Genomic DNA, 21,384 nt, shown 5'->3' with positions numbered 1-21,384 from the left:
AACTCAACGGAGGAACTGTGCATGGCGATTGCGGCGAGTAGCGCCTCATCCTATCCCGTAAGCATCGAAGTCGACCCGACGACCGACCCTCGGAACAAGTTGACGGTTGCTTTCCGGATCATCCTTTCGATTCCCCATGCGTTGCTGGTTGGCGGTTTCATCAGCTTCGGAGCGGTCTTCTACCAGACAGACCTCGGGAACTTCGGCGGCGCGTTGAACGCCGGCGTCCTGGGTGCGGTCGCCGGCATCTGCGCCGTGATTTCCTGGTTCGCGATCCTCTTCGCGAACCAGCATCCCCAGGGCCTGCGAGACCTGGGCACCTTCTACCTGCGGTGGAAAGTGCGCGCGATGGCCTACATGGCGCTCTTCCGGGACGAATACCCGCCCTTCGGCGATTCCGAATACCCTTCCCGGCTCCATGTCGACCTGGCTGAATTCCCGCGCGACAAGCTCTCTGTGGGCCTGCGGATCATCTACGTGATCCCGCACGCCATCTGCCTGTTCTTCCTCGGTATCGGCTGGTTCGTGACCAGCGTCGTCGCGTGGTTCGCCATCTTGATCACAGGCGAGTATCCGCAGGGCCTCTACAACTTCGGCATGGGCGTCTTCCGCTGGCAGATGCGCGTCGAGGCGTACATGCTGCTGCTCGTCGACCAGTACCCGCCCTTCTCACTGGAGTAGCCATCGTTCACGCTCCGCGGGTCCTCTGGCGCCGACGGAGGACTGCGCTTCGAATGCGCAGCCCTCCCTGTGACGCCTCCTACCGCCCGGTAGTGGTGAGGCCGCCGAGGAGCGTCGCCGGGTCGAGGATGATGCCCTGGCCGGACGGGATCAGGGCGATCTGAATGTTGTCGGCGAGTTTTTCCAGCGCCTGGAACTGGATCACTTCCGGCGTCAGCGAGGCGGCGAGCGCCTTGTTCGCGTCTGCCTGGCCGTTGGCGCGCTCGCGGATGGCGTTGGCGTCGCCCTTTGCCGTCTCGACGGCCTGTTCGGCCTCGAACTGCTTCTGCTTCACTTTCTCCTGTTCGCGAAGAGCGTCCTGGGTCGCGATTTGTTTCTTCTCGATGGCGGACTTGAATTCCGGCGAAAAGTCGATGTTTTCGATCAGCAGGTCGTTGATGGTGATGGACCGTGCCTTGAGGTCCGCGGCCAGGCGGTCGCGCACGGCGACGCGGATGGACTCGCGGTTGGGTGCGACATCGACACTGGTGTACTTGACGGTCTCTTCCTTCAGGAAGTTCGCGACCCGCGGTTCGATCAGGACATCGAACCAGTTGGGGCCGACTTCACGGAACAATTTCTGGACCTGATCCTTCGAGACGGAAAAGTTGACGGCCACCGTCATGAAGACGTCCTGGGTCTCCTTCGAGAATGCCGAGATGTTCTCAAATCGCTGGCGCTGGACGCGCACCGACTCGATACGCAGGGACTGCCACGGAGCGATGATCTGGAGGCCTTCGTCCTTTTGGCCAACGATTTCGCCGAACTGGTAGACCACGCCGACATGGCCGGCCTCAATCGGTTTCACGGCGGCGAGTACGGTGTGGAGTCCGGCCCAGAGGACGAACAAGGCTCCCGCAGCCATCATCGCGATCATCCCGCGGAAGCGTTCGGGCGAACCCGGGTTGGCGCCGGACCGCGCCGCCCGCCCAACGAAAAAGACGGCGCCGCAGATTACCAGCGCCAGAACCATGCTCACTACCCAGCTCATGGGCGTACCTCCCCGACCGGTTCTCCGGGCATGGTAGCCGATTGTTGCGATGGGCCCGTGTGACGCCCGCAGATGAGGGCAGCCTATTCGGTTGGTGGAGCCTGTGCAGCGAGCACTTCGCGTAGCTGGGCCGCCAGCGGGGCAAGGTTCGTTTCGACGACTTGATGAAGAATGTCGACGCTCGCTACGTCATAGCCGTGAATCAGGACGTGGCGCATTCCGATGATCTCCCGCCACGGGACCTCAGGGTGCCGTCTCGAAGCGCCTGTGGCAGGCGTGTCGCTGCTTCGCCTATGACCTCGACCGGCCTCGTGAGAGCGAGAAGCAGGATGCGGTCGACTTCCAGGTCATCGACTGACTTGCCTATGCCGAAGCGCACGGCGTCTTCCGCATAATCGATCATCTGTTGGAGCGTGACGGCGGGGTCATGCCGCGACATACAGCGCTTCGGCTTCGGCGAGCACCTGTTCGCGAATGTACTTGTTCAGCCCCCGGGTCGTCACGAAGTCCACGGGCCGGCCCAGGATCGTCGCCAGTTCGTCGGCCATCGAAACGAATGCGAGGCCGGGCACGTGCCCAACCTCGAACTCCACGAGGACATCCACGTCGCTCTCGGGGCCGAAATCGTCGCGAAGCACCGATCCGAAGAGCGAGAGTCGGCGGATCCAATTCCGGCGGCAGAACTCTTCCAACCGTTCTTTCGGCATGGTGAGCCGGTGGTCGGTGTCCATACCGGAAGTATCGCACGACGGGAGTAATGCCGGGGGCCCGGTCCCCGCCTGTTCGCGTTTCCGGCTATGCTCCCGCAGACCTGAATGCCCCGGAGGACCACGCCATGGGCGTCAAATTGACCAAGGACTCTATCGATCTCGGCATCGTCGTCAGCGATGGGCCAAAGGCTCTTGCTTTCTATCGAGACACGCTCGGATTCGAACATGTCGCCGACACGCCTATGGCAGGCGGCGGCACGATGCACCGATTGATGTGCGGGACGAGCCTGATCAAAGTGATCTCCGGTTCCAACCCGGCCGCGGAGGCCGCTCCCGGGGGCATCGCGGGGGCCTTCGGCTACCGCTACTGGACGATTTCGGTGTCGAACATCGCCGAAGTCATCGAAGCCTGCGCGAAGGGCGGCTACAAGGTGGCCGTCGGTGTCCGCGAAATCCGCCCAGGCGTGACCATCGCTATCGTTGAAGACCCGGACGGGAACTGGGTCGAGTTCCTCCAGGCGAGCTGACGGCCACTGGAGTGCCACCGCTGCGGCCGCTCCCTGCCCTCGGCCTGGGTCGGCCGGAGGCGAGCCGAAGACGAACAGGAGACGTGAGATGGAAATCGGTGTTGTCTTTCCCCAGAGCGAGATCGGCAGCGACCCTGCGGTCATCAGGGACTTCGCCCAGGCGGTCGAGGCCCTTGGGTACTCCCACCTGCTGACCTACGACCACGTCCTCGGCGCACACCCGGACCGGGAGCCGCGCCTGATCGGGCCGTACACGCACGAGACGAGTTTCCACGAGCCGTTCGTGCTCTTCGGTTTCCTTGCCGCACACACGCAGCGGATCGGCCTGGTGACCGGCATCATCATCCTTCCCCAGCGCCAGACCGCGCTTGTCGCGAAGCAGGCCGCGGAGGTGGACATCCTCTCGGGCGGCCGCCTTCGGCTCGGCATCGGCACTGGCTGGAACTACGTCGAGTACGACGCGCTGAACGAGGACTTCCACAACCGCGGCAAACGCCAGGAGGAACAGGTCACCTTGCTCCGCAAGCTCTGGGCCGAGCCAGTCGTCGATTTCACCGGGAAGTGGCACCGGATCGACCGCGCAGGCCTGAAGCCGCTGCCGAACCGGCGGATCCCCATCTGGTTCGGCGGCAACAACGAGCAGGTGTTCAAGCGCGCTGCCCGCCTCGGTGACGGCCTCATTCCGCAGTTCCTCCCGAACGATGCGGGCCGCGCAACGCTGGAGCGCATCGATGGCTACCTGGCCTCGCACGGCCGCTCGCGTGCCGAATTCGGCATCGAAGCCCAGGTGAACTTCGGCGCCGGGCCGGAAAAGTGGGCGTCACACGCCGATGCGTGGCGAGTACTTGGAGCCAACTACGTTTGCGTAAGGACAATGAACGCCGGGTTGGAGACGCCCCAGGAGCACATTGACGCCATCCGCAGGTACAAAGCTGAGGTCGGCTGACGAAGAGCCGCCTAACGGGCGGTGTATCCGCCGTCGACGGGGAGGACCACGCCGGTGATGAACGAAGCCGCCGGGCTGGCGAGGAACGCCACGGCGGCGGCGACTTCTTCCGGCTGGCCGAGCCGGCCCATGGGATGGATTGACTCAAGGTAGCGCTGGTATTCCTGTTCGCTCCGCATCATCTCGGTCATCGGCGTGAAGATGTAGCCCGGGGCGACGGCGTTGACGCGCACTCCCCGGCGCGCGTAGGTAATGGCGAACTGGCGGGTGAGGCCGACGACGCCGTGCTTGGCCGCGGTATAGGCGCCCGCGCCTGCCTGGACCGGGATTTCGGTGGCCGGCGCCGGCCCGGTGAGACCGACAAGCCCGGCCACGGATGCGGTGTTGATGATCGCTCCGCCGCCGCGCTGGCTCAGGAGTTCGGCGCCGTGGAAGAGCCCGTGGTAAACCCCGTTGAGGTTGACGGCGATAGTCCGGTCCCAGCCGGCTCCGCCTCCGACACCGGCGTTGTTGACGACGACGTTCAACCCGCCGAGGTCGCGGACGGTCTTCTGGAGGGCTTCGATGACAGCCTCCTCCGAGGACACGTCAAGGGTGACGGCAGCGGCCGCGCCGCCATGCTCGGCGATTGCCGCAGCGGTATCCCGGGCGGCGTCGCCGTCGATGTCAGCGCACATGATCGCCGACCCCGATGCGGCCATCTGGAGCGCCGATGCCCGGCCGATGCCCGATCCCGCGCCGGTGATCAGTGAGACGAGTCCGTTGAGGTCGGGCATTGGGGCACCCCCTTGAGCTGGTGCGGGAAGCCTAGGGGATTTGGGCGCCATCGCGCCAACGCTTCACTTTCGCGCGCGGGAATGACCGTGAGCGTTGTCGGACAGGTAGGCTCAGTTCGAGGCTGGAGTGGTGGTTGCGGCGCCGGCACTGACCTTCAGCACCTGGCCGATGGCGATTTCGTCCGCATCGGACAGGCCGTTCAGGGAGACAAGTGCTTCGACGGTTGTGCCGAATCGCTGGGCTATCTCAGAGAGCGTGTCACCCGCGACGATCGTGTACGTCCCATCGGCGGAAACGGTCGCCGTCGGACTTGCGGGAGTGGCCGTGCGATCACCGGCGACCTGCTGTGTGGACGTGTTGGTCGCGGGAGGGACCGTGTTTGTGGGGGTTTCGGGGCTCGCGCCACCCCCGCCGCAGGCCGCGGCTGCGAACAGCAACAGGAGGGGAAGGAAGCGGTGCACTCCGCGGCCCCTTTCGCAGGCGGGAGCGTATGGCATAGCGCGATGCCCTGTAAACGGTCTCTGGTTAAGGACGCCCGGGGAGAGGGCTCACTCGGCCGCGGTAAGCCACTTTTCGGCCCAGGCCGAGATGCCGCCCACGATCGCCTCGAGTTCACGACCCTTCTCTGTGAGGTCGTATTCGATGCGTACCGGGACTTCCGGGTACACCGTCCGCTTCACGACACCGGCTTGCTCCAGCTCTCGGAGCCGCTCTGAAAGGAGGCGGTCCGAAAGACCGGGAACACGAGCGAGGACTTCGCCGAAACGATTCGAGCCGGTCAGGAGGGCTCGTACGATCGCGCCGGTCCAACGCCTGCCGATGAGTTCCACCGCATCCTGAAACACCGGGCAATACGCGGAAAACATGGGCTGGGCGGCGACATCACCATTCATGGGGCCGATTCTACCACGTTCCGCACTTATTTTCTGTAACTTGCTTGACAGAGAGAAGTTACGAACGGTACCTTGGTTTCACTACGTAGCCAAGCTACTTAAAGTAAGGAATCAACGATGACAACCGCAACCAGCCCCGCCGTTTCCACCTATGCCCTCGAGCCGGCCCACTCGTCGGTCGAATTCGCCATCAAGCACATGCTCATCGCCACCACGAAGGGGCGATTCCAGGACTTCCAGGTGACTGCCGAAGTCGACGAGGCGAACTTCGCAAACTCGTCGGCCACGGTCCGCATCGCCGCTGCGAGCATCGATACGCGTCACGCGGACCGGGATGCCCACCTCCGCTCCGCCGACTTCCTGGATGTCGAGAACCATCCCGAACTGACCTTCGTCACGCGCAGAATCGAGCCGAAGGGCGGCGACTGGCGCGTGGCCGGCGACCTCACGGTCCGCGGTGTGACGCGCGAAGTGGTGCTGGATGGCGAGGTCAGCGGTCCCGTGACCGACCCCTGGGGCGGCAGCCGGATCGGCGTGAGTCTCACCGGGAAGGTGAACCGCAAAGAGTTCGGCATGGTCTGGAACGCGGCCCTCGATGCCGGCGGATTCGTGCTGGCGGATGACGTGAAACTCGCCATCGAGATCGAACTGCTCAAGCAGGCATAGACTCTTCGAGTGACGCGAACCCTGAACTGGTCCGGCATCGCCTGGTGCCGGACCAGTTCGCCGCAGCGCTGTCCACTCGCCGTCCACCCGAACCCGCGTCACTCCCGGCGTTCCCTGTGCCATTCCCAGATAAGAAACCAATCGGGAGGTGCAAGGTGAATCGCACGTTGTTGTTCGTCCTCGCCATGGCGGCGGTCGCCGCCGCAGCCTGTTCCAGCTCGCAAGATGCCGGCGCGGATGCCGTTGCCGTGCCCGGTGTCTCGCGCGATGCCACGCCGGCACAGGCGCCCACTGACAATCTCTGGCTCCTCGCCTTCGCGTCGAACCTCTCCGACTCCACAGGGGCGAGTTGCCGCTATGCCGACGCCTCGGGCTGCGACATCTACACGGTTGTCTACGATGCCACCACCGGCGACGTCAGCGACTTGCGCAAGGTGGCCGGGACGGCCGGCGTGGGTGACTGGTTTCCGTCGCTTTCGCCTGATGGCTGCTGGGTAGCCCACAACGCCGACTCCGGAAACAACCGGTCGGCCGCGACCGTGACCCACCTGGCGACGGGCACGACGACCCGAGTCGCCGATGCATCCCGATTTCCTGACTGGGCGCCGGACGGTGCGAGCATCGCCTGGGCGTCGAACGCCCCCGGCGCCCAGGACTTGTTGGTCGCTCCCGCGACAGCGGATTGTGCGAAGGGCGAACTCACCCTCGGAGCGAGGACGCTGGTGACTCATGAGTCCGGCGGGTCCAAGTCTGGCGACCCGGACTTCTTCCCCGATGGGCGCTCGCTCTCGTTCCATATCGACCCGGGCAAGACGACTCCGGCCCAATCGGCGGTGATCAACATCGACGGTTCTGGCCTGCAGCCGATCACCCCGAATAACGGCATGGGCCATACGGCAGTGCGGCCGGACGGCATGGCGATAGCCGCCAGTTCTTCCCAGGCGCCAGTCATCGTCCTCATCGAACGCTCGGGAGACGGCTGGGCCGCTCCAAGGACCATCCTGCGAGCGGGGACGCCCGCCTCGTACGCGTCCTACGACCCGCGCTATGCGTCGTGCTCGAACATCATTTTCTACTACCCCGCATGGCTCGACTCCGACCACCTGGTCTACGGCGTCGGCTGCGGCGAGTCCGGGACCCCAACCTTCACGCACCTGTTCATGACGGACGTTTCGACGCCCGGGGCAACCGAAACCGTCGACCTTGGTTCGATGGTCGAGGACCTGGCGGGTGTCGCTGGGAAGGACTTCGTGACCGCCTCGGCCATCCCGTTGCCGGCCGGTTACCAGCGAGGTGTCGGCTCCACGGTGGCGCCGCCATTGGATGACGGCACGGTCTACCTCAGCTTCGTGACCCACAACGAAGAACCGAACATTCGCCAACCGGAGTACCTGGGTGACCAGGCGTTCTACCTGGAGAACCGCGAAATCTTGCGCCAACTGGTCGAACTCTTCACGGCCAGGGGCGTCGCCTATGACTTCCAGACGGACTGGAACTTCCTGCAGGCAGTGGCCCGCTACGACACGCCCGCCGTCATGGCGTCCACCGGGGGAATGAACATCATCCAGTGGATGGCCTCGAAGGGCGTTTCGATTGACCCCCATGCGCATGAGTCGAAGTACTCCTACGCCGATGTGGCCGCCATCATCCGTTCGCTTGGCGTAGAACCATCGGGCGTGGTCGGCGGGTTCCTCTACGAACCAGTGGCCGATGCCGACTGGGAGCGCTTCCAGGATGGCACGATGCGGAGCACGGCATTCCCGTCACAGACATGGACGCCAACCACCCTGTGGGGCGCCGCCACGATGCTCCACCAGGGCAATGACGACCTTGCTTCCGGGGTCTGGAGGCCCCTCGATGCTGCCCACTTCTCCATCGACGACCCGAACTCGGACCTCGCGTACATCGGCAACTGCACCAGCTCAGTCGAAGGCGTCGAAGCACTCGTCGACGACCTCGAATCCGGTGCGGCGCCTGCCGGCGGGTTCTACACCGCTTCGATCTTCCTCCCCCAGGGCCAGTTCGATGAGAACACCGTTGCCCGCGCGGCAGCGATGCTCGACCGTCTCACCGATGACGTCGCCGCTGGGAGCGTGGTCTTCAAGACGCTCCCCGAAGTAGCCGAGCTCTGGGAGGAGGACTACGGTGCGGAGCCTTCGCGGTACGTGTGCCGGTAGGCCGCGGTGAACGCCTCGCTCGCACGTTGCGGCGGCCCTGTGGCCGCCGGCGCCTCCTTCCGCAACCCCCCGGTGCAACCGGGACGCTCGCCAGCAGCGCGCTTCACGTTGCTTGACCGAACCCTGTACCCTACCCGCGGCACCGGGACCAGCTGAATGGCCCGAAGCCAGGACGGTAAACGCGAAGTGCTCCTCGCGCTCGACATCGGCAACACCAGCATCCACATCGGCCTCTGGGACGGCGACACCATCGCCAACACGTGGCGCATCGGCGTCGAACAGGAGAAGCTGCCGGACGAGTACGGCGTTCTCCTCATGAACTTGCTCGACACCGGTGGAATAGCCGCTAGCCAGATCGGCGCCTGCATCATCGGGTGTGACGTACCGCCGCTGATCCCGACGTTTGAGCAGGTCTGCCGGAAGTACTTCAAGATCGAGCCGATGGTCGTCGGGCACGGGCTCCGGACCGGCGTCCGCATCCTCTACGACAACCCCAAGCAGCTCGGCGCCGACCGCATCATCGATGCGGTCGCGGCAATCAAGCTCTACGGAGCGCCGGTGATTGTCGTCGACTTCGGCACGGCCACGGTCTTCGATGCGGTGAACGAACACGGCGACTACCTTGGCGGGGCAATAGCTCCCGGAATCGGCATCGCGAGCGAGGCCCTGTTCAGCCGGGCGGCCATGCTCTACCGCGTCCAACTCGAACGTCCCCCTGTTGCCATCGGCAAGAACACGATCCACGCAATGCAGTCGGGCATCCTCTTTGGCTACGTCGGGCTGGTGGAAGGACTTGTGCGGAGGTTCAAGGCGGAACTCACGGGAAACCCGAAAGTCATCGCGACCGGCGGTCTGGCGAACACCATCGCCCAGGAAACCGATTGCATCGACGTCATCAACGGCGACCTGACACTCACCGGGCTCAGGCTCATCTACGAGATGAATGCCGAGTAAATCGATGGAAACACCTAGCCCGCTCCCTCTTTCCGGAAAGCACGTGGCACTCGGCGTCACGGGGTCCATCTCGGCGTTCAAGGCGGCGGACCTCGCGAGCAAGCTCCGTCAGGCGGGCGCTACCGTCGAAGTGGTGATGACTCCCGCGGCTACGCAATTCGTGACCCCGCTGACGTTCCAGTCGCTCACGGGGCGCCCGGTAGTCGTCGATATGTTCGCGGCAGCGGAGGCTGAAGCGCATGTCGAAGTCGCCCGCCGGGCGGATGTGTTCGTCATCGCGCCCGCGACCGCGGACTGCCTCGCCAGGTTGGCCCACGGGATGACCTCGGACATGGTGACGCTGACGGCGCTCGCGACCACGGCTCCGATCCTCCTGGCTCCGGCGATGGACAACCAGATGTGGGAGCATCCCGCGACGCAGGAGAACGTGACTACCCTCCGCAACCGTGGCGTGGAATTCGTCGGTCCCATGGAAGGGCGGCTTGCGAGTGGGCGAAGCGGGCTCGGGCGCCTCGCCGAAGTCCCCCAGGTGGTCGGCGCCGTCCGGATGCTCATCGGCCAGCGTTCGGGCGACTTGGCCGGCCGCCACATCGTCGTCAGTGCCGGTGGCACACAGGAACCGCTCGATCCGGTCCGCTACGTGGGCAATCGCAGCACCGGGAAGATGGGCTTCGCGATCGCCGAAGCAGCTCGCGACCGGGGCGCCCACGTCACCCTGGTCACGGGGCCGGTCGCACTCGAGACTCCCTACGGCATCCACCGGGTCGATGTGAACACCGTCGCCGAGATGCTCGTCGCGCTCGAACAGGCAACCGCCGATTCAGATGCGATCATCATGTCGGCGGCTCCGGCGGATTACCGCCCGGCGAACCCTTCTGCGCACAAACTGAAGAAGAGCTCGGACGAGGGCGCCCTCGACATCGAGCTCGTGAAGAATCCCGACATCATCGCGACGCTGCCGGCCGGAGGGGTACGAGTCGGCTTTGCCGCCGAGACTCGGAATCTGGAGGAGTACGCCCGCCAGAAGCTCCCCGCAAAGCGTCTCGACTTCATCGTCGCGAACGACGTCAGCGCGGCCGGGTCTGGGTTCGGGACCGATACGAACCAGGTGACGATCTTCCACTCGGACGGGCGGCACGAGGAACTCCCGATGATGACGAAGTACGCGGTGGGACTGGCGATCCTCGACCGGGTGGCGGCACGGCTTAGCCGAGGCGCTTCTCGCTAACGCAGCGGTTCCCCGTTCCCCGTTGGCACGTATGATTCGCCTCCACTCGGATGGAGGCGCCCTTGGAAACCTGGGAAATCTCAACACTGGCGAACGGGCTTCGGATCGTGACCACGCCGATGCCGTCTACGCAGGCGGTCTCCGTCAATATCTTCGTCGGCGTGGGATCCCGTTCGGAGCCCGCGCGCCTCAACGGCATCACGCACTTTCTCGAGCACATGGTGTTCAAGGGCACCGAGCGACGCCCGGATGCCATCCTTATCGCGCAGGAGATCGAGGGCGCCGGTGGGACCCTGAATGCCTACACGAACAAAGAGTTCACCTGCTACTGGAACATCGTCCCCTACGACCGTTTCGAGACCGCGCTCGATGTGGCAGCCGACATGCTCCTCAACTCGAAGCTGGAACAGTCCGAGATCGAACGCGAATGCCCGGTGGTCCAGCAGGAACTGAAGCGCAATCACGACAACCCCGGCGCCTGGGCCGGCCGGCTCATCGGCACCGCTGTCTACGGCGAGCAACCCTCGGGCTGGGATGTTGGTGGTCCCGTCGAACTCATTCCAACCTGGAGCCGGCCGGACTTCATCGAGCACATCGGCGAGTGGTACAAGCCCTCGAACATCGTGCTCTCGGTGGCGGGCAACGTGACGCATCAGCAGGTCGTCCAGCTCGCTACTCCGCTCTTTTCGGGGATGCAGGATGGCTCCCTGCCGTCGATCGTCCCCTACGACGGGTCGGTGACAGGGCAGCGCGTCGTCACCGATTCCCGCGCGATTGACCAGTGCACGATGTACCTCGGGCTCCCGATCTTTGGCCGGGACGACCCGGACCGCTTCGCCATCCGGATCATGAACGATGTGCTTGGCGCCGGGATGTCTTCGCGGCTCTTCCGTGAAGTGCGGGAACGGCGCGGCCTCGCGTACTCGATCGGCTCGGGTTACGGCTACCTCGCCGATGCCGGCGTCTTCACGATTTCGGCCGGCGTGAATCGCGACAAGCTGCGCGAGACCATCAGCGTCTGCCTCGAAGAAACCGAGAAGCTGCTGACGCAGACGGTGCCCCCGGAAGAGCTTCGCAAAGCGAAGGACCACAACATCGGCCGGTTCCGCCTCTCCCTCGAGACGGCGTTCTCGCTCGGCCAGCGCCACGGCGAGCTGCTCCTCACGAAAGGCGCAATCGAAAGCGTCGAGCAAGTTGTCAGCCAGATCGAAGCGGTGACCGCGGACGAAGTGACTGCTGTTGCAAAGCGCGTCATCGTCCGCGAGAAGCTCCACTGCGCGGTGGTAGGGCCCGGCCTGGATGAGGGCGAAATCGAAGCGGCCATGGCATGAGCGACTGGTACTGCGACGAGCTTCTCTCTGGCCGGACACCTGTCGAGAAAGTGTTCGAAGACGAAGAGGTTGTCGCGTATTGGCACACCCGCCCGTACTACGCGCACCATGTCGTCGTGACCCCCAGGCGCCACGTGGACTCGCTGCTGGATTGCGATGCGGGCACGCTCGCCAGCGTTTTCGAGGTGGTGCGCGCCGTGGCGGGGCAGCTCGCCGCCGAGCACGGCGGTGCCCATATCGTCACGAACCTCGGCAAGTACCAGGAATCGAAGCACTTCCACGTGCACGTGGGAGCGGACGATGAAGGGGCCACCGCGTAATTCGCGCTGGGCTTACGCGAAGCAGCGGAGCGGCTGGTTGCCGTTGTAAATGAGCATCTCGGTGAAGAGTTGCTGGAAGTCGAGCGGCCGGCCCCAGCGCTCCCCGCGCAGTTCCGAGTACGCCCGGTGCAGGTTCGGGACCAGTCGTTCCTTGTCGTGCAGCGATTCGAACCTGCCCAGGTCCAGGGACTGTGCGAGTTCCAGTGGGGGAGTCCCCGCCGACATGCCCCGCTTCGCCGTCTCCTGGACGAACTGGAGGTAGTCGCGCACTTCCCGGATGACCGGCGGGCCGCAGACCGGTCCGTGGCCGGGAACGATCGTCTCCGCTCCGAGCCCCTCAACGACATCGAGCGCTTCGAGCCACCCTCCGACCGACCCGCCGAGGGCGAACGGGGTGCCGCCGTTGAAAATGACGTCGCCGCTGAAGAGCAGTTTTCGCTCAGGGATCCAGGCGATGATGTCGTTTGTGGTGTGGGCGGGGCCGACGAAGATCAATTCGACCCGGAGATCGTCTACGTAGACGGAGAGTCTGTCCTCGAACGTGACCGTCGGCGGCGTAACCGGGCAGTCCCCGAACTCGATCATCGGGAAGAGCGCGTGCGCCCGTGTTCCGCTGGCGATTACTTCTCTCCGGCACAGCTCGCTGCCGATGATCGCCGAGTCCGCGAACATGAAGTTCCCGTGCGTGTGGTCGCCGTGACTGTGCGTGTTGATGAGCGTCGTGACCGGCTTGGGAGTGACCGTGCGAAGGGCGGCGTGCCAGGCACGGGCCCGCGCTTCCGTCCCGGTCGAGTCGATCGCGGTCGCGGTGTCTTGCCCGACGATGCACCCCGTGTTGTTGAGGAACCAGCTGCCGTCGAGCTGGATGTAGGCGTAGATGTCTTTGCTAACTTCCTCGATGGCCGGGGGCGGTATTTCGGCGTGGAGCGGCACGGATGCGGACGACATTGCGGAACCTCCAGGGGTGACCGGCGCATTCAACCACGCAGCCGCCGCCGATCCAAGCGCCGCAAGCGTGCCTTCCAGCCGTACTCAGGAAAGGGCGGCGGCGATCGCCTGGAGTTGGCGCATGTGGTCCAGGTCGTGGACGCGCATGAAGAGGAACCACTCTCGCCAGCTGAACTCGCCGAACCACGGATGGGTCATCTTCACGTCGAGGTGCTCGTCGCCCTTCGCTTGCAGCACGCGTTCGTAAAGCGGCTCACGTATCGCCAGGTAAACTGGTTGCCCGGGACGGATTCTCCCGCCGCTTTCAATGCCGCCGAGTCTGTCCGGACCTTCTCCACGAGTTCCGGAATGGTCAGCTTCGCCGCCTGGCCGATGAGGTAACCGCGGATGCGTTCGGATTCTGCTGCCGGCATTGTCATGGGGTGCCTCCTGGTCGAGTGCAGCCTAGTCGCGTGAGTAGCACGATACAACCCTTGGGCACCATCGGCCCAGCGCGTTACTCCGGTGGCATGGCCGCGCCGGGATCCGGCTCGCGGCGCCTTCCCGGACGGTAGAGGAAGGCCAACCAGAGCACTCCAGCCAGGATGAGGACCACCCCGATGACCATGCCCGCGATTGCGAATCCACGCAGGTAGGGGAATCGGACCCCGAAGCGCACATCGACGTCCACGCCCGGCCTGCCGTCCGCGTTCATGATCACGGCCCGCCACTCCCCGGAGGCGACGGTCCACGTGATCTCCTGGCGGCCAGGGCCGCTCGATGAGACGGCGAACAGGCCAGCTTCGGGGGCGGCCAGCGGGCGGGTCCCGCCAACCGCAACGCCATCGAAGTCGAAAGGTTCGAACTCAAGGCCGTTCACGATTTCGTGGCTTCCGCGGACGACGAGGGCCTGCACGGCTTCAGCGGAGCCGACGGCCACGAGGACCTCGCCTCCGTCGGTCCGTTCGGCCGCGATCCGGATGCGCACGCTGCCGCCGGGGCTGCTCTCTTCGACTTCGTCCTGGCTGACTTCCTCGAACTCGGCAGTTCCAGTGACAAACGCGGCGGTACTGGTGCTCATGGCGCCGCTGCCACTGATGTAGCCTTCCCCATCGAGGGCGCGGTACGTGACGAGGGAGGGGACCGCGCAGGCGCCTCCGCCGAGGATGAACAGGACCGCCACGATGCTCAAGAAGATGCGCACGACGTGGACATTGTGTCCCTGGAGCGCGCAACGCGCCCCTCTCGCCGCCGGTTAGCCTTCCTGGCTGTCCCCCTTATTGAACCCTGCCGCGGCGGTGTCTGGTTCGAACCCGTGGGTCAGTGACGAGTGAGCCGCCTGGCCTGCCCGGCCGGGCTCGGAGAGGCTCTCGATGGCGCGAGCCAGGCGTTCGCGCGGGATGGTTGTTGCCGGTTTCGCGCCGCCGAGCCAGCCATCGAGCTGGACGGTCGAGGCAGGAGTGGCAAGCCGCAATCCCAGGGAATCCGCGAGGCGGAGGATATCGAGGTTGAGAATGTGCTTCGCCCGGAGTTCGGTGCCCCAGTCGGGCGCGGCGAAGAAGCAGTAGAGCAGGATCTCGATGGTGGATTCGCCAATCCGCTCGAACTCGCAGAAGAAGTAATCCTGGCGGACACGTTCGTTCGCGTGGAGCAGCGCCCTCACGCCTTCGCAGAACGCCTGGACCTGGTCCGGAGTGCTCGAAAGCGGCAGCCGCAGCGTGGTGTCGTACCGCCGGAAGGCGCGGACGCCCATGTTGTCAACGACGTGGTCGGTCAACTGCCCGTTCGGGACGGTGATGAGGGAGTCCTTGAAGGTGCGCACCCGCATCGAGCGGAACCCGACTTTTTCGACGGTGCCCTCCACATCACCGACGACGATCCAATCGCCGACCTGGAAGGGCCGGTCGGCCAGGACGGTGATACCCCCGAGCAGGTTCTTGATCGTGTCCTGTGCGGCCAACGCGACGGCGAGGCCGCCAATTCCCAGCCCGGCGATGAGTGCGCCAACATCGACATCCAGGTTTGAAAGCACAAAGAGCGCGCCCACGAGCACGACGAAAACGTTGGCTGTTTGGCGGACGAGGGGGATGAGCTGGTCATCGAGGCGCGTCTCGGTCAGCGCCGCCTTGTCGAGCAGGTAGTTCCCCACGATCGCGATTCCACGAAGCAGGAGCAGCCCCGCGCAGACCGCGCCAAGCACCCGTGCGGCGACGTTGACCGTGTCCTCCAGGTCGGCGTCAAGGTCGAGGAAGCGAACACCGGTGAGGATGGCGACGGCGATGAACGTCCCGAAGACAACCCCGTCGAGGCGGCGGCGTTCTTTTCGCCAGAAGGCGCGCCGTTCGGGGGAGTTGTGAGTCCGGATGAAGAAGGTGCTGAGCGCCAGGTAAATGATCTGGGCGGCAAGTGCGGCTCCGACGATGATCGCCAGTCCACCGTATTGGCGGGCGGTCAGGTCCAGCGCGCTATTGTCGAACCAGAGGAAGGAGGGCACGCGCGAAAGCGTACTCACCGGTAGAGAAACAAAGAAGCGAGGCGATGCAGGCGGCGAGGGAGGAACGTTGGCAAGCGCTAAGGCTTGCAGGTCCAGGCGTGCCACGGGTCGCCGAAGGCGCGTTCGTGTTCGATGTAGGCAACGTACGCGGCCTTGAGGTTGACGACCGGGTCGGCCCACATAGCGCGGTCGAGGCCCGCTACGTCGAACCAGAAGGGCAAGAGCTGCATGAGTCCGAGGGCGCCGAGGTACTGCGCGTGCGTGTGGTAGCGGCTCTCGCACCAGGCCACGCGTTCGAGCTGGGGGATGATCGCCGCCGGCCAACCCGCGGCGAGGGCGGCACTGCGGATCTCCTCGGCAGTGAGGTAGCGGTCGGGGAGAGTGGGAAGGTTCGCTGCGACCGTGGCGACCGGTGCTGGAGGCGCCGGAGCCGGAGCCGGCAGCTCCACCGCGGCCGGGGCAACCGGTGCGGCTTCCTGCACCGAAGCTGCGGCGGTATCGGCGGCAGCGGGTTCGGCGAGCAGGGCAGCTTCTTCGTCTCTTGTCGACGCCGCAGCCGTCTCTGTCGAATTCGCCGCAGGCTGCTGCGCGAAGCTGCCGGCCGGGACTTCGACCAGCTTGCTCGCCGCGGATGGGACAGGGAGGGTTTCAGCGTGGGCGCGTTCAGAGAGGAGTCCGAATGCGCCGAGGTCCGGCGCGGCAACCGTCGGCGTGCCACCAGACAGCAGGTGGGCCGCCAGGAAGAACGAGATCGAGAGCATCGCAATCTCGGCGACGCGGATGAAGGCGCCGCTCTGTTGCCGGGGGGCTGACTCATTCCAGCGAGGCGAGTACTGGTCGCTCATGGCCGGCGCGAAGGCGCTGAGCATGACGGGCTCGTCGACGGGCCGGGCGACGGGCAAGCGTAGCCAGCGGCTGGCTACCAGGATGATGGCGAACACGTAGTCCAACCAGCCTGCCAGCCAGCTCGTGACGCGCATTGGCTCCTCGGGGAGCCGAGCGGTCACGCGGGGGTTTCCTCGCGTGAGGTACTACTCATAAGTTCTTTTTGGCGCAGCCATGCACGCAGAACGGCCTAGGCCGGACATGGTTGCGCCGGTTCACCCCGCCAAGAGGTGGCCGTTAGGGTGCCATATCAATCCACCCGGAGCAATCAACCCCACGCTTGGCGACTGCAAAGAAATACCCCGACTTCCCCTTCGTCATACCCCGATTGCCTGAGCGTGGAACCCGTTAAGATGGTCACTCATCTCCCCTGCAGGATACGAAATGCAACTCCACGACACCCTCAGCAACACCCGGAGCGAGCTCCTCCCCGCGCTCGCCGAAGACGGCGTGGTGCGGATGTACGTCTGTGGAGTCACTCCCTATTCCGAGAGCCACGTCGGTCATGCGCTCCACGCCATTGTCTTCGACGTCCTTCGGCGCTACCTGGATTGGCGTGGCATCCCGGTCCGCCATGTCCAGAACTTCACTGACATCGACGACAAGCTGATCGACCGGGCAAACCGCCTGGGCGTGCCGATGGCCGAGCTCGCCGCACAGAACATCGAGGACTACTTCCGCCAGCTCCGGGCAATGAACGTCCAGCCCGCGCACGTTTACCCGCGGGTGACCGAAGTCGTCCCGCAGATCATCGAGTTCATCCAGGGTCTCATCTCCAAGGACTTCGCCTACGAATCCGGCGGCGACGTGTACTACCGAGTGCGCAAGTTCGGGGCTGCTGCTTACGGCGCACTCTCCAGGCGCGACATCGACGACCTCCTCTCGGGCGCGCGCATCGACCCAACGGAGCTGAAATCGGACCCGCTCGACTTTGCCCTGTGGAAGACGGCCAAGCCCGGTGAACCGAGCTGGGAGAGCCCGTGGGGCCACGGCCGCCCGGGGTGGCACATCGAATGCTCGGCGATGGCTCTCCATGCCCTGGGCGAACAGATCGACATCCACGGTGGCGGGGCCGACCTCATCTTTCCCCACCACACGAACGAGATCGCCCAGACCGAGGCGTACACGGAAAAGCCCCCGTTCGCCCGTATCTGGATGCACAACGCCCTTCTCCAGCTCAGCGGCGACAAGATGTCGAAGTCAGTGGGCAACCTGGTGACGATCGCGGAGGCCCTCGAGAGTTTCGGAGGCGACGCGCTCCGGATGTTCGTCATCACCAGTCACTACCGCAGCCCGTCGAGCTACACCGACGAGGCCATGGATGCAGCGAAAGCGGGCGTCGAACGCCTCCGCAACGCGGCTTTTCGCACCGGCGCCGCGGGCGGAGAGGTCCTCGACCCCGGCGCCACCCGTTCGACGTTTATTGAAGCGATGGAAGACGACCTGAACACGCCCCGCGCGCTTGCTGCGCTGTTCGACCTGACGCGCGACATCAACCGGGCGACCGATGCGGGCGGAAACACCGCGGATGCCCGCGCCACCTTGCGGGAGCTCTGCGACGTCCTCGGGCTTTCGCTCCAGGCGACTTCCAGCTCCACTCAACAGGCGGCGCCCTTCATCGACCTTCTTGTCACGCTTCGCACCGAACTGCGAGCGGCGAAGCAGTGGCAACTCGCCGACCATGTCCGCGACGGGCTCCTGGAACTCGGTGTTGAAGTGAAAGACGGCCCGGAAGGGACCGTCTGGCAGGCGAAATAAGGGCTTGCGCGGTCTGGGGGCGGTTTCTTACGCCGCCGGCAGCGTCGGGAGCCACTCGGCCGCGCGCTGGTTGCCCAGGCGCATCCGCCAGCCGGCCGCCGCGCGGGCAGTGAGGTGCCAATCCGAAGGCTGTCCCGCGCGCCGAACCCCGTCGATGCGGGCGCCAGTCCGTTCGAAGGCCCGGAAGATAGTTGCCAGCGGCTCCCTCGGCTCGAGGTACATCCCGTCGAGGGTGAGCGCTGTCATTCCGGCCAGGCCTTCGCGTTCGAGGTGTGCGCCGAAGCCCGCGGGGATGTTCGTCGATTCGATGACGTATCCGCGTGAAGCGATGCTGCGAAGGTTCGTTTCCATTGCTCTACTCCTGTTGTGCCGCTCACTGAGGAGATGGCGCCTGCCCGCCGCAGAGTGACGGGACACCCGAAATGTTGGTAAAGAGTTGGAGCGAATGGGCACTGGTGGGCGAGTGGCCACTGGATCTGCGCGGCGTGTCCGCTGAAGCTTGGGAGACCCATCGCGCAAGGAACGACCACCTATGAGCACGTACGACCTCATCGTCATCGGCAACGGTTCCGCCGGCGACAACATCGCGCGCACGCTTGGCCGGAAGGGGCAGCGCGTCGCTGTCGTCGAAAGCGAGCACCTGGGTGGGGAGTGCCTCAACGATGGCTGCATCCCGAGCAAGGCACTGATTCACCTCTCGAAGGATGCGAACAGCCGCGGCATGGGGTGGGATGAGGTGGTCGCCAGCATCCACAGCACTCAGCTCCGTGTCCGTGGGAGCGACCCGAATGGCGGGATGCGGGGCGATGGGATCGACCTCTATTGGGGCGAAGCCGTATTCGGTGCGCCAACGCGGGTCCGTGCCGGCGCATCGGAGATCAGCGCGACCAACGTGGTCATCGCCACTGGCACCGGACCGGGCCTACCACCAATTCCAGGACTGGCCGATGCCCGGCCACAGACGAACCGGACGATCTTCACGCTCGCGCAGTTGCCTTCGCGCCTTGCTGTGATTGGCGGTGGCCCCATTGGCCTCGAGCTCGGCCAGAGCTTCCTGCGCCTCGGGTCGAGCGTGACGCTGTTCGAGGCCGCTCCGCGTATTGCCGGGACCGAGGACCCCGAGGTATCCATGGAACTCACCGGCATCCTGGAGCGGGAGGGGATGCGCGTCGTCGCGGGGGCGCAGATCCAGCGCGTGGACCGCTCTGACGATGGCGCCGTTACCGTCACGACCGCGAGCGGACGGTTCATCTTCGATGAAGTGCTGGTGGCGGCCGGGCGGCTCCCACAGGTGCCGGCAGGCCTCGCTGAACTGGGCCTTGAACTCGATAAGCGCGGCTTTGTCGCGATCTCCCCCTGTGGGAAGACCAATCTGGACGGACTCTGGGCGGCCGGCGACATCACCGGGAAATTCCAGTTCACGCACTTCGCCAGCTACCAGGCACACCACATCGGCAAACACATCGAAAGTGGTGTCTGCGAGCCGATCCCGGAGACCACCGTCCCCTGGGCGATCTTCACCGAACCGGAGATTGGGCATGCCGGGATGACCGAGGAACAGGCCCGGGCGGACCGCGCCGAGATCCGCGTTGCCCGCCTGGACGCTGCTGAACTCGACTGGTTCCGGACCACCGGGCAGACCGACGGCTTTGCCAAAGTCATCGCCGACGGACAGAGCGGAGTCTTGCTCGGTGCGCACTTCATCTGCGCCCGCGGGAGCACCCTCGTGGGCGAGGCCTGCCTTGCGATCCAGCATGGACTCACGGCGCGGCAGGTTGCCTCCACGGTCCATCCCTATCCAACGGCTTCGGAGCTCTTTCGTTGGGCGTGCGCGAAGGTCGTCGATTAGCGTACGGTGCGGGGTCGGCGCCGGGCACGCCGGTTGGCCTTTACCGCCGACCAATTAGGTATATAGTTAAGGCACGATGCCTTCCGAATTCGGCCCAGGCGAAACAGCGGGCGACCTTCGCGTTTCGGTCGCCCCCGTCCTTGAACTGCAGTTCGGGTTGTTCCTCCTGCGCAAGCACTGCATCGACCCGGAGAAGTGGGTTCCCGAGTGGGTGCGGGACGTCCACCGGGAGCAACCCGGGCTGGTTGGTCGCCTCGAGACATTCTGGGTCGCGCCCGGCCTCGACGAACTGGAAGGTCAGCCCTACCGCGAATGCGGAGAGTTGCTGGTTGCCGGGTACCGGAGCGGCACCCTCTTCGCGAACTCTGTGTCACCTTTCGTCGACGCTCTCGAGCCTACACTTGCCGCTGCGCCGGGTGTGCCGGCGCTGCCGAGTGAACCGCCCGGGGTGGTCGATCTGATCGCCCGCCGAGTCGCACTGCTCGGCCGCGATGCCCGCCTGCGGGAGTCCCTGGTGAACCTTGTCCGCGAGCTATTCGCAGTCATCGAGCCCTACTGGCAGAAGTTCGGGCAGTCGGATGCGGAACGCTCGGCCCGGGACATCGCTGCGCGGGCCCGCGCAGGCGCCGATCTTCGGTTGCTGCTGCCGGGTAACAGCTTCGTCCACAAGGACGCCTACCAGGCCCACATCGCGGCCGCACGCGAGAGAAATGAACTTGTTGTTGTCCCGCTGGGACTGGCCGGCGGTGGACAGTTCTACTGGGCTTTTCCCGGGCTCGTGATTGTCGGCGTCGGAGTCGAGAGCGCGGACCGGGAGGCCCGCCGCAAGGAACGCGCCGAGATGACAGCGGCGCGGATGAAAGTGCTCTCCGACCCGACACGGGTGGGCATCTTGATGGAACTGGTGCGCCCATCGCACCACGCAGCGACGGTGACGGAACTTGCCAGCCAGTTCGGACTCTCGCAACCGACGGTGAGCGTTCATCTCAAGATCCTGCGCGAAGCGGGCCTCGCCCGGCCCGAACGCGATGGCAACCAGGTCCGGTACGCGTCCGATGAGGCGACGGTGCGGTCCTTCGTCGCGGCCGCGCTTGACGACTCGCTTGGTGCGGATACCCGTTAGCGGGGCTCGCGCGCGTTACTATCCCGCCTCTTCTCCGTTGTCCTTGTAGTCGTCGCAGGGTGTTGCGGCAGGAAGCGCATCCCGGCGAACTCTTAGGCAATAAACTAT

Annotated in this window: 25 protein-coding genes; 12 read left to right on the top strand and 13 right to left on the bottom strand. The window is 65.2% G+C overall.

Translation table 11 applies throughout. From position 1 onward, the window contains the following. Window positions 1-21: 21 nt before the first annotated feature. Window positions 22-681 (top strand): DUF4389 domain-containing protein, encoded by a 660-nt coding sequence (locus IPG14_RS13085; protein WP_343392109.1) that lies wholly within the window; start codon window positions 22-24, stop codon window positions 679-681. A 79-nt stretch (window positions 682-760) separates the two neighbouring features. Here the strand turns inward: IPG14_RS13085 and IPG14_RS13080 are convergent, their stop codons facing one another. The 4 genes from IPG14_RS13080 to IPG14_RS13065 form a co-directional block, all read right to left on the bottom strand. Next, complete coding sequence (locus IPG14_RS13080; protein WP_343385990.1) at window positions 761-1,711, bottom strand: prohibitin family protein; 951 nt, start codon at window positions 1,709-1,711, stop codon at window positions 761-763. 83 nt (window positions 1,712-1,794) lie between these two features. Continuing rightward, window positions 1,795-1,929, bottom strand: coding sequence for a hypothetical protein (locus tag IPG14_RS13075; RefSeq protein WP_343392108.1), 135 nt, complete (start codon window positions 1,927-1,929; stop codon window positions 1,795-1,797). Further along, a complete protein-coding gene (locus tag IPG14_RS13070; protein WP_343392107.1) occupies window positions 1,914-2,150 on the bottom strand; it encodes a hypothetical protein in 237 nt (78 codons plus the stop codon). Before IPG14_RS13070 ends, IPG14_RS13075 begins: the two co-directional genes overlap by 16 nt. After that, entirely contained in the window at window positions 2,137-2,442 is a 306-nt protein-coding gene (locus tag IPG14_RS13065; RefSeq protein WP_343392106.1) for a nucleotidyltransferase family protein, read from the bottom strand. The genes IPG14_RS13070 and IPG14_RS13065 overlap by 14 nt, the downstream gene beginning before the upstream one ends. 104 nt (window positions 2,443-2,546) lie before the next feature. On the opposite strand from IPG14_RS13065, the gene IPG14_RS13060 reads away from it, so the two are divergent. Together IPG14_RS13060 and IPG14_RS13055 are read left to right on the top strand one after the other, a co-directional pair. Further along, window positions 2,547-2,948 (top strand): VOC family protein, encoded by a 402-nt coding sequence (locus IPG14_RS13060; RefSeq protein WP_343385987.1) that lies wholly within the window; start codon window positions 2,547-2,549, stop codon window positions 2,946-2,948. Window positions 2,949-3,036: 88 nt separating this feature from the next. Beyond that, on the top strand, window positions 3,037-3,894 hold the full coding sequence (locus tag IPG14_RS13055; protein WP_343392105.1) for an LLM class F420-dependent oxidoreductase: 858 nt from the start codon (window positions 3,037-3,039) through the stop codon (window positions 3,892-3,894). Between the two features lie 11 nt (window positions 3,895-3,905). Here IPG14_RS13055 and IPG14_RS13050 read toward each other — a convergent pair whose 3' ends face one another. From IPG14_RS13050 to IPG14_RS13040, 3 genes are all read right to left on the bottom strand, one after another. Next, window positions 3,906-4,670 (bottom strand): SDR family NAD(P)-dependent oxidoreductase, encoded by a 765-nt coding sequence (locus IPG14_RS13050; protein ID WP_343385985.1) that lies wholly within the window; start codon window positions 4,668-4,670, stop codon window positions 3,906-3,908. 111 nt (window positions 4,671-4,781) lie between these two features. Then, entirely contained in the window at window positions 4,782-5,132 is a 351-nt protein-coding gene (locus tag IPG14_RS13045; RefSeq protein ID WP_343392104.1) for a LysM peptidoglycan-binding domain-containing protein, read from the bottom strand. 87 nt (window positions 5,133-5,219) lie between these two features. Next, window positions 5,220-5,564, bottom strand: a complete 345-nt coding sequence (locus IPG14_RS13040; protein WP_343385983.1) for a helix-turn-helix domain-containing protein — start codon at window positions 5,562-5,564, stop codon at window positions 5,220-5,222. A 117-nt stretch (window positions 5,565-5,681) separates the two neighbouring features. Between IPG14_RS13040 and IPG14_RS13035 the strand changes: the two genes are divergently transcribed. From IPG14_RS13035 to IPG14_RS13010, 6 genes are all read left to right on the top strand, one after another. After that, entirely contained in the window at window positions 5,682-6,230 is a 549-nt protein-coding gene (locus IPG14_RS13035; protein WP_343392103.1) for a YceI family protein, read from the top strand. Between the two features lie 155 nt (window positions 6,231-6,385). Continuing rightward, window positions 6,386-8,407, top strand: a complete 2,022-nt coding sequence (locus IPG14_RS13030) for a hypothetical protein (RefSeq protein ID WP_343392102.1) — start codon at window positions 6,386-6,388, stop codon at window positions 8,405-8,407. A gap of 186 nt (window positions 8,408-8,593) precedes the next feature. Continuing rightward, a complete protein-coding gene (locus tag IPG14_RS13025; protein WP_343386454.1) occupies window positions 8,594-9,361 on the top strand; it encodes a type III pantothenate kinase in 768 nt (255 codons plus the stop codon). A 4-nt stretch (window positions 9,362-9,365) separates the two neighbouring features. Next, on the top strand, window positions 9,366-10,589 hold the full coding sequence (coaBC, locus tag IPG14_RS13020) for a bifunctional phosphopantothenoylcysteine decarboxylase/phosphopantothenate--cysteine ligase CoaBC (RefSeq protein WP_343392101.1): 1,224 nt from the start codon (window positions 9,366-9,368) through the stop codon (window positions 10,587-10,589). A gap of 62 nt (window positions 10,590-10,651) precedes the next feature. Then, window positions 10,652-11,920, top strand: a complete 1,269-nt coding sequence (locus tag IPG14_RS13015) for a pitrilysin family protein (RefSeq protein WP_343385979.1) — start codon at window positions 10,652-10,654, stop codon at window positions 11,918-11,920. Beyond that, window positions 11,917-12,240, top strand: coding sequence for an HIT family protein (locus IPG14_RS13010; RefSeq protein ID WP_343387524.1), 324 nt, complete (start codon window positions 11,917-11,919; stop codon window positions 12,238-12,240). Before IPG14_RS13015 ends, IPG14_RS13010 begins: the two co-directional genes overlap by 4 nt. A gap of 12 nt (window positions 12,241-12,252) precedes the next feature. Here the strand turns inward: IPG14_RS13010 and IPG14_RS13005 are convergent, their stop codons facing one another. The 5 genes from IPG14_RS13005 to IPG14_RS12985 form a co-directional block, all read right to left on the bottom strand. Next, window positions 12,253-13,188 (bottom strand): MBL fold metallo-hydrolase, encoded by a 936-nt coding sequence (locus IPG14_RS13005; RefSeq protein ID WP_343385977.1) that lies wholly within the window; start codon window positions 13,186-13,188, stop codon window positions 12,253-12,255. Between the two features lie 200 nt (window positions 13,189-13,388). Continuing rightward, window positions 13,389-13,607, bottom strand: a complete 219-nt coding sequence (locus IPG14_RS13000) for a hypothetical protein (RefSeq protein WP_343392100.1) — start codon at window positions 13,605-13,607, stop codon at window positions 13,389-13,391. Window positions 13,608-13,684: 77 nt separating this feature from the next. Next, a complete protein-coding gene (locus IPG14_RS12995; protein WP_343392099.1) occupies window positions 13,685-14,371 on the bottom strand; it encodes a hypothetical protein in 687 nt (228 codons plus the stop codon). A 51-nt stretch (window positions 14,372-14,422) separates the two neighbouring features. Beyond that, window positions 14,423-15,661, bottom strand: coding sequence for a mechanosensitive ion channel domain-containing protein (locus tag IPG14_RS12990; RefSeq protein ID WP_343385974.1), 1,239 nt, complete (start codon window positions 15,659-15,661; stop codon window positions 14,423-14,425). A 77-nt stretch (window positions 15,662-15,738) separates the two neighbouring features. Then, window positions 15,739-16,668: a lytic transglycosylase domain-containing protein gene (locus tag IPG14_RS12985; RefSeq protein WP_343392098.1), complete on the bottom strand. Its 930-nt coding sequence runs from the start codon at window positions 16,666-16,668 to the stop codon at window positions 15,739-15,741. A 262-nt stretch (window positions 16,669-16,930) separates the two neighbouring features. Between IPG14_RS12985 and cysS the strand changes: the two genes are divergently transcribed. Further along, entirely contained in the window at window positions 16,931-18,304 is a 1,374-nt protein-coding gene (cysS, locus tag IPG14_RS12980; RefSeq protein WP_343385972.1) for a cysteine--tRNA ligase, read from the top strand. Window positions 18,305-18,331: 27 nt separating this feature from the next. On the opposite strand, the gene IPG14_RS12975 is transcribed toward cysS, so the two are convergent. Continuing rightward, a complete protein-coding gene (locus IPG14_RS12975) occupies window positions 18,332-18,655 on the bottom strand; it encodes a hypothetical protein (protein WP_343385971.1) in 324 nt (107 codons plus the stop codon). 181 nt (window positions 18,656-18,836) lie between these two features. Here IPG14_RS12975 and IPG14_RS12970 point away from each other — a divergent pair, with 181 nt between their 5' ends. Next, window positions 18,837-20,153: an NAD(P)/FAD-dependent oxidoreductase gene (locus tag IPG14_RS12970; RefSeq protein WP_343392097.1), complete on the top strand. Its 1,317-nt coding sequence runs from the start codon at window positions 18,837-18,839 to the stop codon at window positions 20,151-20,153. Window positions 20,154-20,229: 76 nt separating this feature from the next. Further along, window positions 20,230-21,276: a metalloregulator ArsR/SmtB family transcription factor gene (locus tag IPG14_RS12965; protein WP_343392096.1), complete on the top strand. Its 1,047-nt coding sequence runs from the start codon at window positions 20,230-20,232 to the stop codon at window positions 21,274-21,276. Window positions 21,277-21,384: the final 108 nt, after the last annotated feature.

The sequence above is a fragment of the Candidatus Amarobacter glycogenicus genome, from assembly GCF_016704105.1.
Taxonomy (GTDB): domain Bacteria; phylum Chloroflexota; class Dehalococcoidia; order Tepidiformales; family Tepidiformaceae; genus Amarobacter; species Amarobacter glycogenicus.
The sequence above is the reverse complement of the archived record's forward strand: the minus strand, read 5'-3'. Positions and strand labels throughout refer to the sequence as shown.

What these genes read in the sequence shown, in the direction of transcription:
- IPG14_RS13085 (WP_343392109.1), top strand. Translation starts at nt 22, where the DNA reads ATGGCGATTGCGGCGAGTAGCGCCTCATCCTATCCCGTAAGCATCGAA.
- IPG14_RS13080 (WP_343385990.1), bottom strand. Translation starts at nt 1,711, where the DNA reads ATGAGCTGGGTAGTGAGCATGGTTCTGGCGCTGGTAATCTGCGGCGCC.
- IPG14_RS13075 (WP_343392108.1), bottom strand. Translation starts at nt 1,929, where the DNA reads ATGCGCCACGTCCTGATTCACGGCTATGACGTAGCGAGCGTCGACATT.
- IPG14_RS13070 (WP_343392107.1), bottom strand. Translation starts at nt 2,150, where the DNA reads ATGTCGCGGCATGACCCCGCCGTCACGCTCCAACAGATGATCGATTAT.
- IPG14_RS13065 (WP_343392106.1), bottom strand. Translation starts at nt 2,442, where the DNA reads ATGGACACCGACCACCGGCTCACCATGCCGAAAGAACGGTTGGAAGAG.
- IPG14_RS13060 (WP_343385987.1), top strand. Translation starts at nt 2,547, where the DNA reads ATGGGCGTCAAATTGACCAAGGACTCTATCGATCTCGGCATCGTCGTC.
- IPG14_RS13055 (WP_343392105.1), top strand. Translation starts at nt 3,037, where the DNA reads ATGGAAATCGGTGTTGTCTTTCCCCAGAGCGAGATCGGCAGCGACCCT.
- IPG14_RS13050 (WP_343385985.1), bottom strand. Translation starts at nt 4,670, where the DNA reads ATGCCCGACCTCAACGGACTCGTCTCACTGATCACCGGCGCGGGATCG.
- IPG14_RS13040 (WP_343385983.1), bottom strand. Translation starts at nt 5,564, where the DNA reads ATGAATGGTGATGTCGCCGCCCAGCCCATGTTTTCCGCGTATTGCCCG.
- IPG14_RS13035 (WP_343392103.1), top strand. Translation starts at nt 5,682, where the DNA reads ATGACAACCGCAACCAGCCCCGCCGTTTCCACCTATGCCCTCGAGCCG.
- coaBC (WP_343392101.1), top strand. Translation starts at nt 9,366, where the DNA reads ATGGAAACACCTAGCCCGCTCCCTCTTTCCGGAAAGCACGTGGCACTC.
- IPG14_RS13010 (WP_343387524.1), top strand. Translation starts at nt 11,917, where the DNA reads ATGAGCGACTGGTACTGCGACGAGCTTCTCTCTGGCCGGACACCTGTC.
- IPG14_RS13005 (WP_343385977.1), bottom strand. Translation starts at nt 13,188, where the DNA reads ATGTCGTCCGCATCCGTGCCGCTCCACGCCGAAATACCGCCCCCGGCC.
- IPG14_RS13000 (WP_343392100.1), bottom strand. Translation starts at nt 13,607, where the DNA reads ATGACAATGCCGGCAGCAGAATCCGAACGCATCCGCGGTTACCTCATC.
- cysS (WP_343385972.1), top strand. Translation starts at nt 16,931, where the DNA reads ATGCAACTCCACGACACCCTCAGCAACACCCGGAGCGAGCTCCTCCCC.
- IPG14_RS12975 (WP_343385971.1), bottom strand. Translation starts at nt 18,655, where the DNA reads ATGGAAACGAACCTTCGCAGCATCGCTTCACGCGGATACGTCATCGAA.
- IPG14_RS12970 (WP_343392097.1), top strand. Translation starts at nt 18,837, where the DNA reads ATGAGCACGTACGACCTCATCGTCATCGGCAACGGTTCCGCCGGCGAC.
- IPG14_RS12965 (WP_343392096.1), top strand. Translation starts at nt 20,230, where the DNA reads ATGCCTTCCGAATTCGGCCCAGGCGAAACAGCGGGCGACCTTCGCGTT.